The 18,728-nt window shown below is 45.3% G+C and carries 15 protein-coding genes and 1 pseudogene; all 16 read right to left on the minus strand.

The window, feature by feature from the left end; translation table 11 throughout:
* Nucleotides 1-418 precede the first annotated feature (418 nt).
* A complete protein-coding gene (locus ACJ28U_RS00755; protein WP_407618079.1) occupies nt 419-2,620 on the minus strand; it encodes an LTA synthase family protein in 2,202 nt (733 codons plus the stop codon).
* Nucleotides 2,621-2,742: 122 nt separating this feature from the next.
* On the minus strand, nt 2,743-2,997 hold the full coding sequence (locus ACJ28U_RS00760) for a DUF1797 family protein (protein WP_099088177.1): 255 nt from the start codon (nt 2,995-2,997) through the stop codon (nt 2,743-2,745).
* The gene (locus ACJ28U_RS00765; RefSeq protein WP_407618080.1) at nt 2,994-4,013 is read right to left on the minus strand and encodes a YbhN family protein; all 1,020 of its coding nucleotides are present in this window, start codon (nt 4,011-4,013) and stop codon (nt 2,994-2,996) included. Before ACJ28U_RS00765 ends, ACJ28U_RS00760 begins: the two co-directional genes overlap by 4 nt.
* A gap of 4 nt (nt 4,014-4,017) precedes the next feature.
* Nucleotides 4,018-5,046 carry a glycosyltransferase family 4 protein gene (locus ACJ28U_RS00770; protein WP_407618081.1) on the minus strand — a complete coding sequence of 343 codons (1,029 nt, stop codon included), beginning with the start codon at nt 5,044-5,046 and terminating at the stop codon, nt 4,018-4,020.
* Entirely contained in the window at nt 5,043-6,290 is a 1,248-nt protein-coding gene (locus tag ACJ28U_RS00775; RefSeq protein ID WP_099088180.1) for a glycosyltransferase family 4 protein, read from the minus strand. Before ACJ28U_RS00775 ends, ACJ28U_RS00770 begins: the two co-directional genes overlap by 4 nt.
* Before the next feature lie 160 nt (nt 6,291-6,450).
* The gene (pyrE, locus tag ACJ28U_RS00780; protein WP_407618085.1) at nt 6,451-7,089 is read right to left on the minus strand and encodes an orotate phosphoribosyltransferase; all 639 of its coding nucleotides are present in this window, start codon (nt 7,087-7,089) and stop codon (nt 6,451-6,453) included.
* Nucleotides 7,090-7,091: 2 nt separating this feature from the next.
* On the minus strand, nt 7,092-7,808 hold the full coding sequence (gene pyrF, locus ACJ28U_RS00785) for an orotidine-5'-phosphate decarboxylase (protein WP_407618086.1): 717 nt from the start codon (nt 7,806-7,808) through the stop codon (nt 7,092-7,094).
* 8 nt (nt 7,809-7,816) lie between these two features.
* On the minus strand, nt 7,817-8,776 hold the full coding sequence (locus ACJ28U_RS00790) for a dihydroorotate dehydrogenase (RefSeq protein ID WP_099088183.1): 960 nt from the start codon (nt 8,774-8,776) through the stop codon (nt 7,817-7,819).
* A gap of 23 nt (nt 8,777-8,799) precedes the next feature.
* Nucleotides 8,800-11,979 (minus strand): carbamoyl-phosphate synthase large subunit, encoded by a 3,180-nt coding sequence (gene carB / locus ACJ28U_RS00795; protein WP_407618082.1) that lies wholly within the window; start codon nt 11,977-11,979, stop codon nt 8,800-8,802.
* Nucleotides 11,972-13,054 (minus strand): carbamoyl phosphate synthase small subunit, encoded by a 1,083-nt coding sequence (locus ACJ28U_RS00800; RefSeq protein WP_407618083.1) that lies wholly within the window; start codon nt 13,052-13,054, stop codon nt 11,972-11,974. Before ACJ28U_RS00800 ends, carB begins: the two co-directional genes overlap by 8 nt.
* Nucleotides 13,051-14,337 carry a dihydroorotase gene (locus ACJ28U_RS00805; RefSeq protein ID WP_099088186.1) on the minus strand — a complete coding sequence of 429 codons (1,287 nt, stop codon included), beginning with the start codon at nt 14,335-14,337 and terminating at the stop codon, nt 13,051-13,053. Before ACJ28U_RS00805 ends, ACJ28U_RS00800 begins: the two co-directional genes overlap by 4 nt.
* On the minus strand, nt 14,337-15,242 hold the full coding sequence (locus tag ACJ28U_RS00810) for an aspartate carbamoyltransferase catalytic subunit (RefSeq protein WP_099088187.1): 906 nt from the start codon (nt 15,240-15,242) through the stop codon (nt 14,337-14,339). Before ACJ28U_RS00810 ends, ACJ28U_RS00805 begins: the two co-directional genes overlap by 1 nt.
* Nucleotides 15,243-15,572: 330 nt before the next feature.
* Nucleotides 15,573-15,869 (minus strand): hypothetical protein, encoded by a 297-nt coding sequence (locus tag ACJ28U_RS00815; RefSeq protein ID WP_010369924.1) that lies wholly within the window; start codon nt 15,867-15,869, stop codon nt 15,573-15,575.
* Nucleotides 15,870-16,021: 152 nt separating this feature from the next.
* The gene (locus ACJ28U_RS00820; protein WP_407618084.1) at nt 16,022-17,872 is read right to left on the minus strand and encodes a helix-turn-helix domain-containing protein; all 1,851 of its coding nucleotides are present in this window, start codon (nt 17,870-17,872) and stop codon (nt 16,022-16,024) included.
* A gap of 302 nt (nt 17,873-18,174) precedes the next feature.
* Nucleotides 18,175-18,489 carry a hypothetical protein gene (locus tag ACJ28U_RS00825; RefSeq protein ID WP_010369936.1) on the minus strand — a complete coding sequence of 105 codons (315 nt, stop codon included), beginning with the start codon at nt 18,487-18,489 and terminating at the stop codon, nt 18,175-18,177.
* 4 nt (nt 18,490-18,493) lie between these two features.
* Nucleotides 18,494-18,728: pseudogene (locus ACJ28U_RS00830) on the minus strand (phosphoglucosamine mutase); the annotation flags it as partial.

The raw sequence follows: 18,728 nt of genomic DNA on the forward strand, positions 1-18,728 counted from the left end.
AATTTACTAGCGAATTGACTTCGCAAATGTTTTTGCATCAAGAACTTGCTTGATGACCCTACACATTTGTTTCATCGAAACGATATTCAGTTTTCAATGACCTACTCAGTCGCCTTGACGACTTAATCTATATTACAGAAGTGAAAGTAAATTGTCAACAACTTATTTCAACAACTTCAATATCAATCTCATTAGATTTACATATCTCTCTGATACAACTTAAATATCTTACCAAGCAATCAACACGATGTCAACACTTTGTTTTATCCAAGTTTCACCACATAAACGTTTCCGCTTTCGAGTGCTTAAATAATATATCGCATTCGCGAACGTTCGTCAACTACTTTAATTCATCAATTAATTCCGAACAATAAAAAAAGCACGTCAGACCTAAATCTGCGTGCTTTTTGTGATGTTATTACTGTCCAACTGCCGTACTATCCGTTGCAGCACCGCTATCATCAACAGTAGCGCTATCAGTCGCTGTGCCGTCATCAGATGCACTACTACTTGACGCTTGTTGAATCGTCTGTGGTTGGCCACCAAGTTCTGGTGCATCCGTGACATAGTCAGCCATGGTCGACTTCTGATCATGTTGATCCTTCAACGTTGTATCTTGCTTCTTGTCCATCTGCTTCAGCAACTTCAGTCCATCTGACTTCTTATATGAATAATCAGACTTTTTGACCTTCTTGAAGCCTTCTGGTGTGTAGAAGCGTAGCAGGTCTCCTGTTTGGACGTTGTCTGAGTACGTTAACATCTTGTCAACGTACTTCTGCGTCTGTTCAATGATCTCCTTGGCACGTGGATCTTCCTTTGGATTAATCTTCGTACCAGTCGTCGTGACATAGTAATTGCCACCATACTTCATATACTCTGCTGATACCCAGTCACCGTTTCGGAAGGGCACAACTTGCTTACGGTTTGTTGCCAATAAGTCCTGGCCAAATTGCACATCATTGGCCGTTGATATCCCTAATAGGTGCAATAACGTTGGCATAACGTCAATTTCACCACCATACGTGTGGTTCACACCGCCCTGCAAACCAGGTGCGTGCACAATAAACGGCACCTTTTGCCAGTTCGCGAGGTCATACTTGTTAACTGAACTCTTGCCAATCAACTTAGCAATTGCAGCTGGGTGGTTTTCAGAAATACCATAGTGATCACCATACAAAACAATCATCGACTTATCATACAAGCCAGATTTCTTCATCCAATTTAAGAACTCAGCAAATGATTGGTCTAGGTAGCGGGCCGTTTGCACATACCCGTCAACTGTCTTGTCACCTGTCGTTGTCTTTTCAATTGAAATGTTCTGCTTATCCAAGTCATATGGATAGTGGTTAGTAACCGTAATCAACTTCGCATAGAACGGTTGTGGTAACTGTTCTATGTACTTAGCTGCATCTTGCAAGAAGATTTTATCCTTCATACCATAGCCAATGTTGTAGTTGGCATTATCAGCATCTTTGTAATATGGCTTACTAAAGAAGTAATCATATCCCCAAGACTTATAGGTATTATCACGATTCCAGAATGAAGCGACGTCACCGTGGAAGGCAGCCGTTGTATAGCCCTGTTGGTCAAGCCAGGCCGGTACTGCTTGATACGTGTTTGACGTACCATAGTTAACCATCGCTGACCCTGAAGCGGTTCCAAACAGTCCGGTCTCCAACATCATTTCAGCATCAGCTGTCTTTCCTTGACCAACTTCATTGTAGAAATTATCAAATGCTAATGTGTTTTGATCGTGGTAGAACTTATTAAGGTTAGGTGTTACCTCTACCCCGTTAACTTTGTAATCAATCAAGAATTGCTGGAATGATTCCAAGTGGAACATAATCACATTCTTGCCCTTCTCCTTACCGAAGTAAACAGAATTCTGCAATGTACTATTGTTCTTCACGAATTGCTTAATCTTATCCAAGTCAGAGGCTTTCGCTTCCTTCTTAACATCTGCCGTTTGCTTCGTCTTAAAGACGTTGTAGGCCGCGTATTCATTCAAGCCCAAATACTTAACAATGTAGTTGTTATCAAACGTTCGCGTCAGTAGGCCTGATCGATCCTTTGATGAGATACCATAGCCAACCAGCATCAATAAGATACCAAACACAGTTGTCAATGCGGCAAATCGCTTTTGTACAGCCGTCTTGTCGACCTTAATGACCTTCGTCAATAACAAAACAATCAACACAACAATATCCAAAAAGACCAGGAAATCTGATCCTTGAATAATACCTGCGATTGACTTGCTCAAGTTATTTTCAACTGAGCCACCAGAGTTCATGATATTCAACGACAAAAAGTCGGAGAACTCACGATAGTACAGGATATTAGCAAACAACCAAATCGTCTGTACTAAATTGATCAACAACATCAACCAGTAGGCAATTCGTCCACGGAAGTAAAGCGCAATCCCCAGCAAAATAATTGCTGTTGGAATTGGATTCAAAAATAGCAAGAACTCTTGCAAAGATCCGCTAACTCCCAGTGAAAATTTCGTCTTATATGCCCAGTAGGTTTTCAACCAAACCAAGAACACGGACAACAAGAAGAAGCCAACCGTTGAGTTAAAGTCCGGCCACCATTTTTTGATAGCTGAAATTACTCGTTGCATTTTATTACGCTCCATTTTATCTCGAACGGTAATCCGTTCTTAAATTATATTCTTTCAGTATACAGCTGTTCCATTAACGAAACATAAAAGAGACTTAATGATACCAACTTTTCGTCACAGTTTTAAAAGGTCTCCTTAAAGTCCTGCAACGCTTCATAGATATCGATTGCAACCAAATCTGCGTCATCAAACGCAAAACGTCGGTTATTATCACGTAGTCCCTCAACTGCAAATGTTTGTGATGGCCGATCATACATGACTGTAACAACTGTGACCCCGAATGCATCAAAATGTCTTATTTGCACATCATCACGGTCATCGACCATCATGGCACGAATACGTTGAGCGATTTGTACCAAATCACTTTCTCGACTCACTCTTTTCCTCTTTCTATCTTATCGGCACTTAAGCTGAAGGCTAGGATGCCCGCAAACATCCCCATATAGTAGGTAATCAGGCGCCAAATCGCCATGGCAAATACAAGCAACGCCGCATTCGGCAAGAACTGTGCGAATAACATCGCAAAACCAGCCTCGGCGCCACCCGTTCCACCTGGAATCGGAAACAGCGAAATGACCATGACAATCAGAATATGAAAAGCCGTTACCAAGATAACGTTAACATGTGGTACGCCTAATCCTAACAGGATGAAGTACGGGATTAGGTAATAAACCAGCATTTGGAAGAACGTTACCACGATGGCCCGCCACAAAGCTGGCCAATCATGACTCATCCGGACACTTTCTTGATGGAAATTTACAATTTTGGCATCAACCGTTTCCCGCCAGGCAGTCGCTTTATCCGGTTTAAACCGTTGAATCGGCTTAAACAGCCACTGCACCAACGTATTAGTTAGCGCTGGCCAATACATGACTAACAACAAACCAACAATAACTGCCAAATGCACCAAAAATCCTAAAATCACAAATATTGCCCAAGCATGAAGCTTATCCGCTATATATTGGTAACCAATTACCAATGCCAAGATAAAGTTCACGACAATCATGCCTTGATAAACAACAAATTTCATTAACAGAATTGAACCGGCACGCCCGGGGTCGATGCCGGCCTGTGCCATTGTAATCATCTGCATTGGCTGACCGCCGGTGGCAAACGGTGTAATCCCATTACCAAACTGTTCAACCAATGGCACCCGAATGGCATCCTTCCAGCTTAATTTCTCATGTGCATCGTTAACAAAGACCTTAACAACCACTGCCTCAAGCAACAAATAGATCACCATAGCGCCGACGGCAACCAGGAGCCACCACCAGTTAGTCTGCCGTAAATCCTGAGCAAACTCATGCAAATTCACCGTACGAAATGACCAGTAAAAGATACCTAAGCCGATTAACAGCATAATAACAAAAACAATCCCGTTACGTTTTGTCATCTAGCTACCTCTTTCCTAATGCAGCCTGTTCCGTGTAGAACTTTTGCCAGATATCCGCGACATAGTCGGCCGAATAGCGCTCTGAAGCCGCGAGTGCCTGTTCTGACAAACGTTGACGCAAATCTGAATTGGTCGCTAAGTTGGCAAGTTCTTGTTGCATATCCGATTTATCTTTAGCCGGCAAATAGTAGCCGGCAATAATTGCCCGGTACAAATCCAAGTCGCGCAAGACTGTCGGTGTCCCTGTGCTAAATGCTTCCAACGCTGACATTGGGAACAATTCAGAATAACTTGGTAATAAGAAAACGTCAGCAACGTTGTAATACCCGTTAATGACTGCGCGATCCACAATCCCTGGGAATTTTAGATTAGCTGGTGGATCAGCGAGGACCTTTTTCAATTCATCATAACCTGCTGTAATTGAGCCAAACGAAAAGCCCCCAACCCAGACAAAAGTCCACTGCGGATTTTCTCGTGCCAGTGCAATGAAGTCCCAAATCCCCTTGCGTTCTTGAATTTGGCCAACCCCCAACACCACAAACGCCTCTTGGTCGATGCCAAACTGCTGACGTAACGTCTGCTTTTGATCCAGTGGCAACGGATGGAATTGCGTTTTGGTAACAAAATTTGGAATATAGGTAATTTTGTCCCGCTTAACGCCTAAGGCCACCAGCTTCTCAATGAACGTTGGATTAACGACAACAATGTGATCCATGCGCTTGTAGAACGCCATCACATACCAGTAGAAAATATTTTTAACCGGCCAATGCAACAAGATTGACCCGTCCAATGTTTCAGGTAAGAAGTGTACGTACCCGACCTTTTGACCACGTCCTGGCAAGAAGGTATTCAGGTAGAACCAAAAATCAATTGTATGATAATGACTCACGTCAGCTGGCGCCAATGAATTAAAGCGTAATTTAAAGCTGTCTTTAAAACGGGCCGTTAGTAAATTAACCAACTCGCGGTACGCTGAACCCACCCCTTGACCTGGAACGGTTTCAGCTGATGAAAACATCGTTATTTTAATCATGAGTTATCACGCCGGAAGGGATTGCGAAGCAAGAATGTCTTTGAGTACTCAACGTCATTTGCTTCAGCTGCTTCCGTATCCTCCTCTTCATGGTAGACTGCCAATGCTTCTGCGTAAAAATCAATCACCCGCTTACCAAAGGTCCGTTCATCAATTTCATGCAGTACTTGTTGGCGGGCGTCCGGATTACCAATAACTGTCCCCATCTCTTTTGCCTGCAAGTACGAGACCATCGGTTCTAATAATTGAAAGCTATCATCAACCAGTTGCCCAATATTTTTATCGGTCACAATCGTGTCTAAGTACGGACTGTGAATGGCAACAACCGGCGTATCAGCCGTCATGGCTTCAATAAAAGTCAGTCCTTGCGTTTCTGATACTGAAGCAGAGACAAACACGTCCCCCATCTTGTAGTAGCCATAAACGTCATTATGATTAACTTCACCAGTAAAAATAACATGATCCGTAATTTCCAAGGCCGAAACGTGTTCCTGGAGGGCTTCCATGGCTGGACCGCCACCGACAATCACGAACTTTGCTTCAGGCACTGTTTCTAACGCCTCCGCAAAAACCGATAAGGCGTCATCCAAGTTCTTTTCAAACGCGACGCGCCCAAGCGACAAGACAACCGGCGTGTCTGGATCCAAGCCTAACTCAACCCGCAACTTAGCGCTTGTGTCTTCATTAGCCCCATGTAGCACATTAACGCCGGTCGGAATGATTTCGATCGGTGCTTTCACCTTATACTTGGTTAATGTGTCGTAAGTTTGGCGTGATGGTGAGATAATTCCTGTCATCCCCGCCATAAAATTGCGGGCAATCACAGCGACACTACCCGGCCGAATGATTTTACCATTCGCAATATAGTGCAAATAATCCTCGTAATTTGTATGAAACGTATGTACGACCGGAATTTTCAGTTGGCGGGCAACAAACTTACCAATGACGCCCAACGAAAATTCAGTTTGCGTGTGCACTAAATCCAATTCCAATTTCTTCGCTAATTGCACCGCTTGAATGGCCCCACGATACGTAATCCGACGATCCTTAAAGCCCACAAAAGGCAGACTCGCAAACCGATATACGTTAGGTTCCAGGGTGCCTTTTTTTACCTTCGGATCGGTAGACGTAAAAATATACACTTTATGTCCGTTGGCTTCTAATTGACGACGCAACGTTTGAATTGACGTTGCAACACCAGAAACCTGCGGGAAATAAGTGTCCGTGAATAATCCGATATTCATAGTTGGTCACCTTTCACAAATAGTCTTATGGTCCATTTTATCAACAAAGGCCAATTTTGGGGACATTTCGCCGTTAGCCTTAGCTAAATATTAACTGGTGAAAAAATAAGCGCCTCAACAACCTAAAAAACCAGTCCACACTGGAACTGGTTTTTTGTGATTAATTGTTTGGTTGCCAAGCTTGCGGATCTTGACGCCACTCTTGGAGCGTTGCCAAATCCGACGCTTGAATAGTCCCTGTTTGCTGTGCCACCGTTAACAACGTCGTGTAGTTCGTTAGCGCGTTAAACGGGGTCTGCGCTTCGCCAAAGTTTTGCGTTGCTGCTGGCAGTTCGTAACTGAAGATGGCGCTAACGCCTAATACTTCCGCACCAGCCGCTCGGGTCGCTTTAACTGCCCCCAATACCGATCCGCCCGTTGAAATCAAATCATCAATCAGGACGACCTTTTGTCCAGGTCGCACAACCCCCTCAATTTGTTGACCAGCCCCGTGGTCCTTCGGCTTTGACCGGACATACACCATTGGCAAATCTAGTACTTCTGCCACCCAGGCCGCATGTGGAATACCGGCGGTTGCCACACCGCCAATCACCTGTACATCTGGATATTCACGCTTAATCAACTCTGCCAATCCTTGCGCAATCAACCGACGAACAGCCGGAAAGCTGATTGTCGTGCGATTGTCAGTATAAATTGGACTCAAAATGCCCGAAGCCCAGGTAAACGGTACCGTCGGTTGAAGCTTGACCGCTTCGATTTTAAGCAATGCCGTGGCAACTTCTGTTTGATAATCTGTCATCATTATTCCCCCTGAAATTCAGCGACCACGCGCTGATACGCTGCAACTGGATCTGGCGCTTGCGTTATCGACCGTCCGACAACAATACCGTTCGCCCCCATTTCACGTGCACGCGCTGGTGTAACAACGCGATTTTGATCACCGACTGCATCCCCAGCTAAGCGAATACCTGGTGTAATCGATAAAAAGTCAGTTGATGTCGCTTCATGGATTGCTTGTGATTCGAATGCTGACGAGATTGTGCCAGCAAAACCAGCTGTCGCAGCCAGTTGCGCTAAATGAACCACACTCGTTAATAATGGTACCGTCACAAGTTGTGTCGCTTGCATTTCTTGTTCTGAAAAAGACGTTAACTGCGTAATTGCTAATAATTTAGGCACCTGACCATTAACCAATGTGGCACCGGCTACGGCACCCTCCCGAGCAGCTGCCATCATCCGAACACCACCGGCTGCGTGAATCGTCAAATAGTCAACGCCCAGCTGGGCCAAATGATTCGTCGCTTGGGCCACGGTATTTGGAATATCGTATAACTTCAAATCCAAAAACACAGTGAAGCCAGCCGCTTTTAGTTGGCGAACAATCGCTGGCCCTTCACGATAAAACAAGGCCATCCCCACTTTTACCGCTGGCCGGACATCAGCCGGAAACTGCTCTAGAAAGGCCATTGTTTCCTGCGCGTTGGAAAAATCCAACGCAATAAATACTGGTTTTGTCATCATCTCTCCTAATGCGTCGCTTCCCAAGCCGTAACGGGTAGTGGGAACTTTGCCACCGCCCCAGTAACATCACGCACCGTGTCAAACCCATATTTATCAAGGGCCGCTGGTAAAGCCGCAATTAACTTGGGAATAAATTGCTTATCTTCAGCTGTTTTCGTGCCAATCTGCACAGCGGACGCACCGGCCAGCATTAACTCAAGGGCCGCATCAATTGAATCAACCCCGCCGACGCCAATGATCGGAATATCAACCACCGAAGCCGCTTCCCAAATCATTCGCACAGCAATTGGGTGGATGGCTGCTCCTGACATACCACCAGTACCACGGTACAAGCGTGGTTGGCGCGTGGCCAAATCAAGGCTCATACCAACCACCGTATTAATCAGCACTAATCCATCCGCCCCTGCATTAGCAACCGCTTTAGCAATCGGTTTTATATCCGTCACATTTGGTGATAATTTAGCGTACAACGGCTTATCCGTCACCTCACGAACGGCGGCAACTACTTCAGCTGCCGTTTCCGGATCAACACCAAATTCCATTCCACCTTTATCGACGTTTGGGCATGACAGATTAAGCTCCAGTGCCTTAATATAATCAATCCGATCAAACACTTTGGCTAACGTTTGATATTCTAAGACCGTTTCACCAGCTACTGAAATCATCACTGGTAGATCTGGTAAGGCCGTCGCCAGTTCAGGCAGTACTTCATTAGCGACCGATGCCATCCCTGGATTAGCCAAACCAACTGAATTCATAATGCCACTATCAGTGCCAATGACCCAAGGCTTTGGATTACCACGACGCGCTTCTACCGTTGTCGTCTTTAAGACCAACGCGCCCATTTCATTTAAGTCAAAATCTTGCAAGTGATCCAAGCCGTACATAAATGCCCCTGATGAAGGCATAAAGGGATTCTTTAGCTCCAATCCTGGCAATGATACTGAATAACGTGTTTCTTCCATGTTAATTCTCCCCAAATAACTGTCTAGGCCATTGCTGTAACCGCAAACCCTTGTGATTCCAAAACGCGAAGCAACGCGCCCACCGTGTCGAATGCCGTAAAGAGTGGGACTGCATTTTCAATGGCCGCATGTCGAATCCGTTGGCCATCACTAATCGTAGCGCCATCTTGACGTGTTGTATTAATCGCAATTTGTAGGTGTCCGTTTCGCAATGCTGATACCGCATTATTATCAGATTCATTGATCTTATCAAGAATCTCAACGGCTAACTGATTATCACGCAGGTAAGCTCCTGTCCCTGCCGTCGCAACCAATTGGAAACCTAAGTCGGCAAAACGTTTAGCCAACACCAGGGCTTCTTCCTTATCTTCGTCAGCAACTGTCAATAGCACGTTACCGAACGTTGGGACCTTGATGTTTGACGCTTCAAACGCCTTGTATAGTGCTTTTTCAAACGTCGTGTCGGATCCCATTACCTCCCCGGTTGATTTCATTTCTGGTCCCAGCAATGAATCAACTTCGGGCAACTTGGTGAATGAGAAAATCGGTGCCTTAACGTGAACCGTTGTTGGTTCAGGTACCAAGCCAGTTGTTAAGCCGAGGTCTGCTAAACGTTGACCTAGCATCACTTGCGTTGCCAATTGCGCCAACTGTAAATGCGTGACCTTCGAAATAAATGGCACTGTTCGTGAGGCGCGTGGATTAACTTCGATGACATACGCCGTATTATCATGAATGACAAATTGGACGTTCATCAATCCAACGGTCTGCAGTGACTTGGCTAATGCGATTGACGCTGCCACCATTTCATCCTTAACCTTTTGGCTAAGTGTCTGACTTGGGTAAACCGACATTGAGTCACCAGAGTGCACACCGGCGCGTTCGATGTGTTCCATAATGCCTGGAATCACAACCGTCTCACCATCGGATAATACATCTACTTCAGCTTCGGCCCCTACTAAGTAAGAATCGATTAGAACTGGGTGATCATTTGAGACCTTCACTGCCCGCCCCATATAGTCGGTCAATTCAGCCGCATTGGTCACAATTTCCATCGCACGACCGCCCAACACGTATGAAGGCCGAACCAAGACAGGATAGCCAACTTCTTCAGCTGCTGCCAAAGCGCCCGGCACCGTCGTTGCCGTCTTACCAACCGGTTGTGGCAGTTGCAGAGACTTAATCACTTGATCAAAGGCTTCACGATCTTCCGCACGATCCAGATTTTCAACCGTCGTCCCCAAAATATTGACACCACGCGCCGCTAATGGGGCTGCTAGATTAATCGCCGTTTGACCACCGAACTGAACGACCACCCCAAGCGGTTGCTCATGGTCGATGACATTCAGAACATCTTCCAACGTGAGCGGTTCAAAGTACAACTTGTCCGAGACTGAAAAGTCTGTTGACACCGTTTCAGGGTTTGAGTTCATGATAATTGCCTCATACCCAGCTGCTTGAATCGCCTTCACCGCATGCACCGTGGCATAGTCGAACTCAACACCTTGACCAATGCGAATTGGACCGGAACCCAACACCAATACACTTGGCTTCTCACTCACAACTGATTCATCTTCCTGTTCAAAAGTTGCATAATAATATGGCGTTTGTGAGGCAAATTCAGCCGCCACCGTATCAACCATCTTGTAGACTGACTGCAACTGTAACTGTTGCCGGCGCTGGCGAATATCGTCCATCGTCATCCCCCAAATGTCCGCAATCGTTTGATCAGCAAACCCATTCCGCTTAGCCAATGCTAACGTGTCAGCATCGCCGACTTCATGCGTAAGTTGTGTTTCAATCTCAATCAAATGCAGCACTTTGTCTAAGAAAAATTCATCAATTTGCGTCGCTGCATGTAATTCGGCCAGCGTGACACCCCGACGGAATAACTCGCCAATCATAAACAGCCGATCATCACGGGCTGGCATTAACATATCCACTAACTCAGCAGTAGCCAGGTTCTCAAACCGATTGTCACGCAAACTGAGCGCCCCAATTTCCAATGAACGAATTGCCTTATTCATGGCCTCTTCGATGTTACGGCCAATCGCCATAACTTCACCAGTTGCCTTCATTTGCGTCCCCAAACGGCGGTCAGCGTTGGCAAATTTGTCGAACGGCCAACGCGGAATTTTAACGATCACGTAGTCGAGGGCTGGTTCAAACTGTGCCATGGTCGTACCAGTAACTGGGTTAATAATTTCATCCAACGTGAGTCCAACCGCAATCTTGGCGGCCATCTTCGCGATTGGATACCCGGTTGCCTTTGAAGCCAAGGCTGATGAGCGCGACACACGTGGGTTCACTTCGATGATGTAGTACTGGAACGACTCTGGGTTCAGTGCCATTTGAATATTCACACCACCCTCAATCTTGAGCGCTCGAATAATTTTCAAAGCTGCATCACGCATCATTTGCAGTTCACGATCAGATAAGGTTTGCACCGGTGCGACCACAATCGAATCACCCGTGTGAATACCAACTGGGTCAAAATTTTCCATTGATGCCACAATTAAGGCGTTATCAGCCGCATCACGCATCACTTCGAACTCGATTTCCTTAAAGCCAGCAATTGATTTTTCAATCAATACTTGTGTCACTGGTGACAATTCCAAGCCATTTGCCGCAATCTCAGCCAATTCAGTTGGTGTGGCCGCAATCCCCCCACCAGTTCCACCGAGGGTGTACGCCGGGCGCACAATCACCGGGTACCCATGCGTTGTCGCAAACGTTAACGCATCATCGACCGTCGTGGCAATCGTTGACTCAGGAACCGGTTCATGAAGCCGATCCATTAAATCTTTAAACGCCTCACGATCTTCCGCCTCTTCAATCGCCGTTAATTTTGTACCGAGTAACTCGATGCCCATTTCGGCCAAGATACCTGTTTCAGACAAATCCTTGGCTAAGTTCAGTCCTGTTTGGCCACCCAAGGTTGGCAAAATGGCATCTGGCCGTTCCTTCCGAATGATGCGCTCCAAAAACTCCAACGTTAGCGGTTCGATATAAACACGGTCGGCCATTTCCGCATCTGTCATAATGGTGGCGGGGTTCGAGTTTACCAAGACAACCTCATACCCTTCCTCTTTCAAAGACATCGTTGCTTGCGTACCAGAATAATCAAACTCAGCCGCTTGACCAATCACAATGGGTCCTGAACCAATCACTAAAATCTTTCGAATATCTGTACGCTTAGGCATGTTGCACTCCTTGCTTTTCGTTGGCAATCATCTGCAAAAAATCATCAAATAAATACTCAGCATCGTGAGGACCTGGTGCTGCATCTGGGTGAAATTGTACCGAGAAGGCTGGTCGGTTCGTCAACTGTAATCCTTCAACTGTGTGGTCGTTAATTTCTTCATGGGTTATTTCTAACTTCGTATCAACAATCGATGCCGCATCAACGGCATAACCATGATTTTGCGACGTAAAATCAATTCGGCCAGTGTTCAAATTGCGAACCGCGTGGTTAAAGCCGCGGTGACCAAACTTTAATTTGTAAGTTTCTGCGCCATTGGCTAAAGCAAACAATTGGTGACCTAAGCAAATACCCATCAATGGCAAGCGATCCTGCAACGTGCGGATAACCGGCAAGACCCCCTCGACTGATTCAGGGTCACCCGGTCCGTTTGAGAGTAACACCCCGTCTGGGTTAGTATCCAAAATTGTTTGGGCATCTACTGTCGCTGGGAAAACCGTCACATTGACACCTCGCTTGGCTAACGCGCGTAAAATTGAGTTTTTCAACCCAAAATCAATCATCGCAATTGACACGCCATCCGTTGGATTAACGTACGTCGTTTGCGTCGTTACCTCAGCAACCTGTCGATCTGACAAAGTCGTATCCGCCAAGGTTGCCAGTACGTCTGGGGTCACTTCATCAACAATCGTGGCCTTCATGACACCGTGCTCCCGAATTTCTTTGGTTAACGCGCGCGTATCAATGCCCGTAATCCCTGGTAAATCCATTTTCTCTGCCCATTCCGCCAATGACATTTGAGAACGCCAATTTGACGGGCGTCGGGCAATTTCATGAGCAACAATTGCACTTGCAGCCGGACGGAGCGATTCAAAATCATCCCGGTTAATGCCGTAGTTGCCAATTAAAGGGTACGTGAAAGTCAAAATTTGGCCATGGTATGACAAATCCGTCAGTGACTCTTGATACCCTGACATCCCTGTATTAAAAACAACTTCACCCGTGACTGGCTTGGTTGATCCAAACCCTTCACCCGCATAAACTGATCCGTTTGCTAAAACTAAGTAGCGCTTCATAACTCCCCCTCTGCTTGATAAGCAATTCGACCGGCAACTAATGTTAGTCGCGTTTGCCCATAGACAACTTCCCCAATAAACGGCGTATTCACACCCTTAGACAAGAAATCTTGCGCATTAATTTGATATGGTGTTTCTAAATCGAACAATGCCAAGTCCGCGCGTTCACCGACAGCAACCTGTTTTGGTGCCTCTAACTGGAATGCATCAATTGGTGCTGCGTTCATCCAAGTTAACAATTGGGCTAACGTCGCAATACCAGGTTTAACCAAGTGCGTGTACAACAACTGAAAACTGGTTTCAATCCCAGTAATACCAAATGCCGCTCCGATGAATGACCGTTCCTTCTCAGCCACACTGTGTGGTGCATGATCAGTCGCGACCATATCGATAGTGCCGTCCAACAATCCGGCAATAACCGCCGCCCGATCTGCCGGCGCACGGAGTGGTGGATTCATTTTGAACAAGGCATCATCCCCAGTAATATCAGTTTCATCCAACAATAAGTGATGTGGTGAGACTTCGGCTGTGACATGAATCCCGTTTTGTTTCGCTAACCGCACCAAGGCGACAGATTCTTTCGTTGATAAATGTGCGACGTGATAATGGACGCCAGTTGCTTGCGCCAACATGAGATCACGCGCAAGTTGTGCGGATTCAGCAAGCGGATTAATACCCGGCAAACCCAGTTCAGCTGACCGTGCCCCCAAATTCATTACCCCGCCTTTGACTAACGATTCATCTTCAACGTGCGCTACTAGTGGGCGATTCACCTTGGCCGCGGCCGTCATTGCATCAAGCATGGTGGCTGCAGTTTGCACCCCTTTACCATCATTAGTGAAGGCGATTGCGCCTGCAGCAGCCAATGCTGGCAAATCACCAATTTCGTCAGCGGTTAATCCTTCAGAAATCGCACCATACTGCGCAATGTGGACAACACCTGCTGCTTGATTACGCGCTTGGACAGTTTCAAACGCTGATAAAGTAGCTGGTACGGGGTTCAAATTAGGCATCGCTGCCACGGTCGTAAAGCCACCACGGGCCGCTGCGCGAGACCCCGTTGCAATCGTCTCTTTGTATTCAAAACCTGGTTCGCGAAAATGGACGTGAATATCAACCAAACCAGGTGTTAATAATTGGCCCGTTGCTTGAATAACGCGGTCAGCCGTCACATCAAGTTGTGGGGCGACTGCCGTAATCGTATCGTCAGTCACCAAGACATCTCGCGTGACCAGTTGGTCAGCCTCTAAAATTTGAGCTTGCTTAATCAAAAGTGTTGTCATTATTCTCCCCCTCGTGCGATTGCCGCCAAAATTGCCATGCGTGCATAAACACCGTTGGTCATTTGTTCAAAAATACGTGATTTCGGTGCCTCCACCAACTCATCAGCAATTTCAACGCCCCGGTTAACTGGCGCAGGGTGCATGATAATTGCCTGTTCCTTCAACCGTCCATATCGTTCACGTGTTAGTCCATGTAAAGCATGGTAGCTAGTGGCTGAAAAATTCGTGTTTTCATCTGTATCTAAGCGTTCGTGCTGAACACGCAAGAGCATCAACACATCAACCTTTTCTAGTTCTGTATCAAGCCCCGTGTACGTGCCATAGGTGTCGAATTCGCTTGGATACCATGCCTTGGGTCCACCAAATGTCACCGTTGCCCCAAGGCGTTGCAGAACCGCTGCGTTTGACCGAGCAACGCGTGAATGTGCTAAGTCACCAACGATACGGATATTTAATCCTTCAAAGTGACCAAAATTCTCATAGATCGTCACCAAGTCCAACAAACTTTGTGACGGATGCTGGCCACTACCATCACCAGCATTGACCAGTTGTGGCATCCGCTCTGATTGCTCAGCGACCAGCGGTTGATACCAGTCATTGATATGATGACGTAGAACAACCACGTCAACACCAACAGACCCTAATGTCTTTAATGTATCCGACAAGGTTTCACCCTTTTGCGTGGAACTCGTTTGCGGATCAATTGCAATCCGTTGCCAGCCTAGTTTTGTCTCTGCAACCTGAAAGCTAGTGTGCGTCCGGGTTGAATTTTCAAAGAATAGGTTGGCCACTAATTTAGGCGTCTGCGTCGGTTGACGTTTGCCCTGTTTGTAGGCTAGTGCTTCAGCAATCATGTCTTGAATTGTCGTGAGTGGCAACTCGTTCAAGTTAACAAAGTTTTGCATGGTGACTCCCTTTCTGTGCACAAAAAAACCTCGTGAATCAGTGATTCACGAGGTTTTGCTTCTGGTTAGTTTTTAGGCGGACTGATACAGTTATCCCCTTAAATTCCCCCAACCAACGGCAACCCTTCATAGCCTCACTGGACTACTTTTTAAAAGGTTATTTGTTGTTGCATTTAATATAGCACTCGTAAGTAAAATGGTAAACAAGGCCAATTTTACTAGTTAACAAATTTAAACGTTTTACGTGTTGCTCTATCACGCTTTACCTTTTACTTTACATTTTCATTACAAAACAAAAAACCACCTGATCGGTTATCAAGTGGTTATCAATTAGCTAATTTGTGGTTCACGGGCCATATAAACATCATCATTCACTCGGATGCGGTGGCCCCGTAATTGGAATTCTTCCACGCCTTGTGAGATAAACTTTGTTAGTTGCATCTTACCGACGTGCAAATAAGTTGCCAGTTCAGCTTGGGTCCTGAATCGGTGTTCACCATCGACTTCATAACGCCATTCATTTGCTGCATTTTGCCATTGCTCATGTGCCCAAGCAACCACTTCTGGATGGTCTAAATCACCACCATACTTGGCTGCGCGCTTCATCATCTCTGGAATCCAATTCATGTCCCTTACCTCTCTTTTCTAAGCACATCCTGTTTCTCGTTTTGCTATGTACCTAGAGTAAGGTATCCCCTGCCATTTCAGCCAAAAAGTGCAAAAAAGACACAAATTTCACCATTTTGTTCAGCCTGTCAAGCTAATGGTTTTATGAATTGTCATTTTGTCGGGGTATTTGCCCCTTTTAAAACTGTCGCAAAGTGATGCTTCAATGTATCAGCAATGAAATTTCTGTTTTTTGGGAACAGCGGTTTGCCCGTTAAAACTTGATAATCGGTCACAAACGTTTCGAACGCCGCCAACCCCGCGACCGGATTGGTAAACATCATCTCGTAGTAGTTAAAGACGTCGACTCGCCAGCGCCAAGTGGCAAAGTGGAAAATTTGCGGATCACGCTCCCGTTCGCCAGCAACCACGGTCATGATTTTATCAAAATCTGCTCGTTGGTTTAAAATGACGGCCTTCAGTAAAGAATACTCGGCATTATTCAGAACTGAACTAATTGGTGCTCGAAATACATTGCGATGGTGCATATACTCATCTGCAATCCGCAGGCGTTTAATCACCATCTCAACATCATCAATGTCGATAAATGAATACATCACTAGCCGATGCTCCGCTTCATGCCATTCATCCAGTTTTAATAAGTAGTCCGTAATTGTCCGTGCTAAGTCTAATTGCACAATGCTCGTCGGATCAAAATCAGATAGTTGTTGGTTGACATAGACTTGAAATTCAAGTGCTGTTTCATAATCAGCATTACTATGCGAGATCTCATAATGATCCAAAGCCTCTGTTACCACTGTTTGATAGTCGGTTGGATCCACCAAGAATGCTGCGAAACGTTCCCGCGCGCGGGACGTTGGATTTTTAAAGAAGAACACCGTTAAATCAGCAGGCAACAACCGTAAGTAGGTCATCATTTCGAACAAATCATTTAAGCGAATGACCACGTCCTGATGCATAATACGATATAACTTTGACCGCGTGATGCCGTATTGTTCTAACTCGCTCCCGGTAATTCGTTTCCCTTTCAACAAAATTTGGAGCGCATCGCCAAAGTTATCTGCTAACTTTGCTGACTGAATATGATCATAATCTGTCGTAAACATCGACTTACCATTAACAGCCATGTGTGAACGTTTCATCGTTAAGGCTTGCCATAAACCAGGAAATGATAATGTATCGTAGGTTAATTTGATTTCAACCACCCCTCGCGTAATCGCAACATTTAACCAATTTCGGAATTGTTGCTCCGCTGCCGGACTATCAACTGTGTAGTATGCTTTCAACATCTTGGCAAATTCGCGGAGCATAAACAATTCAATATTTGACGGACGCGCAGGTTGATTTTCAATTGCCTCTAAAACAAACAGCATGGTTGGCCAAGATTTCAGCGAGGGACGTGTTAGATGAACCAAGGCATAATAATGAATCCGCAAAATGGTGAGATAAATCGGCATTGGCATGTAACCACTAAACAACCCGATGCTTTGCACAAAAATTTCATAGAGCCGATAAAAACGCTTAGGAGTTAATGATTCGGCAATCAACGAAAATAGTTGCATCTCAAAGAACGTGAAGACCCGATAATTTTTTAGTTCATCATAGAGTGCCGTCACATCCGGTTTACAATCAGCATCGTTTTTGTAGGCCACCAAGTAATTAAAGGCCAGACCATATTGTCGGTGTGCCACTAAATTAGACTGGGCATACTTAGCTTGTAGCATATCCCGAAACGTTTCCAACTGATTAACGGTCAAATTACGGGCACGCAATAAATTTAGATTATAGGGTTCTGGAATGACATCTGTATCAATCACCAACTCTGCAAAGGAGACCGTCAACAAATCCATCAAAATTTGCAAATCACGAATCGACAAATCTCGTTCACCACGCATGTACGCAAAATATTTACTCTTTGAAATGCCATTCGCCACAATTGTTTGAACCGACACCTGTTTGTTGCGTCTTATTTCATTAATTCTTTCAGCCAATGTCTGCGTCATCCGCGTTTCCCCCAATCATGAACTTCCTTAATTACTAGGATACGGGACATTTTTGAAAAAACAGTATATTTTGTTTCACTTTTAGCACCATTTATTTATAACAAACGTCTTAATCCTATAATAAGGACAACATCTTGAGAAAGCGAGTTTATCATGAATCAATCAAACTGGTTATTTAATGAAACAACAACAATTACTAACGCCTTTCAACAAGCCCACTTATCACTGAGCCACACAAATAAGGCTAAACAAAAGTAACAAAAAACCCGGTCTGGCGTATCTGCCAGACCGGGTTTAATTGTTTAACTAACTTGATTCTCAGTTAGGATTTTTTGGATAACATCATCCATTTCGGGCGTCTTAGTCCATTCGGTGTATTCTTTGATGGCAACCATCTCAGGTATTTCAAAATGTTCATTAACGTACTTTTCGTATTTTTCAACGTTTCCTGAGTGAGGAATGTTAATTTTTAAAATACGAACTGATTGAATCATCCCCTGTTCAGCGGCGTATTCGGCTTGACCATTGTGCAAAAGATTGCCAATTTCCTTATAAGTCGATCCGTCGTTACGGGTAATCTCCTCAATAATATCAAGCGTTTGATAATCCGCAGCCATGTTCTTAATCCACTCCTACTTCTGCACGAACAACATCAACGATGCGATCAACATAGGCCCCAACCAATTCTTCGGTTTGGGCTTCTGCCATCACACGCAACAAATCTTGCGTACCTGAAGGACGTACCAAAACGCGACCGTTGTCACCCATTTCGGCTTCTACTTCAGCAATCACTTGCTTAATCGCTTCGTTCTCTAGCGCAGCCTTCTTGTCTTGGACCTTCACATTAACCAACTTT

This window comes from Weissella sp. MSCH1 (genome assembly GCF_045799135.1).
Classification (GTDB): Bacteria; Bacillota; Bacilli; order Lactobacillales; family Lactobacillaceae; genus Weissella.

What these genes read in the sequence shown, in the direction of transcription:
- ACJ28U_RS00755 (WP_407618079.1), bottom strand. Translation starts at nt 2,620, where the DNA reads ATGCAACGAGTAATTTCAGCTATCAAAAAATGGTGGCCGGACTTTAAC.
- ACJ28U_RS00765 (WP_407618080.1), bottom strand. Translation starts at nt 4,013, where the DNA reads ATGACAAAACGTAACGGGATTGTTTTTGTTATTATGCTGTTAATCGGC.
- ACJ28U_RS00770 (WP_407618081.1), bottom strand. Translation starts at nt 5,046, where the DNA reads ATGATTAAAATAACGATGTTTTCATCAGCTGAAACCGTTCCAGGTCAA.
- ACJ28U_RS00775 (WP_099088180.1), bottom strand. Translation starts at nt 6,290, where the DNA reads ATGAATATCGGATTATTCACGGACACTTATTTCCCGCAGGTTTCTGGT.
- pyrE (WP_407618085.1), bottom strand. Translation starts at nt 7,089, where the DNA reads ATGACAGATTATCAAACAGAAGTTGCCACGGCATTGCTTAAAATCGAA.
- pyrF (WP_407618086.1), bottom strand. Translation starts at nt 7,808, where the DNA reads ATGACAAAACCAGTATTTATTGCGTTGGATTTTTCCAACGCGCAGGAA.
- ACJ28U_RS00790 (WP_099088183.1), bottom strand. Translation starts at nt 8,776, where the DNA reads ATGGAAGAAACACGTTATTCAGTATCATTGCCAGGATTGGAGCTAAAG.
- carB (WP_407618082.1), bottom strand. Translation starts at nt 11,979, where the DNA reads ATGCCTAAGCGTACAGATATTCGAAAGATTTTAGTGATTGGTTCAGGA.
- ACJ28U_RS00800 (WP_407618083.1), bottom strand. Translation starts at nt 13,054, where the DNA reads ATGAAGCGCTACTTAGTTTTAGCAAACGGATCAGTTTATGCGGGTGAA.
- ACJ28U_RS00805 (WP_099088186.1), bottom strand. Translation starts at nt 14,337, where the DNA reads ATGACAACACTTTTGATTAAGCAAGCTCAAATTTTAGAGGCTGACCAA.
- ACJ28U_RS00810 (WP_099088187.1), bottom strand. Translation starts at nt 15,242, where the DNA reads ATGCAAAACTTTGTTAACTTGAACGAGTTGCCACTCACGACAATTCAA.
- ACJ28U_RS00815 (WP_010369924.1), bottom strand. Translation starts at nt 15,869, where the DNA reads ATGAATTGGATTCCAGAGATGATGAAGCGCGCAGCCAAGTATGGTGGT.
- ACJ28U_RS00820 (WP_407618084.1), bottom strand. Translation starts at nt 17,872, where the DNA reads ATGACGCAGACATTGGCTGAAAGAATTAATGAAATAAGACGCAACAAA.
- ACJ28U_RS00825 (WP_010369936.1), bottom strand. Translation starts at nt 18,489, where the DNA reads ATGGCTGCGGATTATCAAACGCTTGATATTATTGAGGAGATTACCCGT.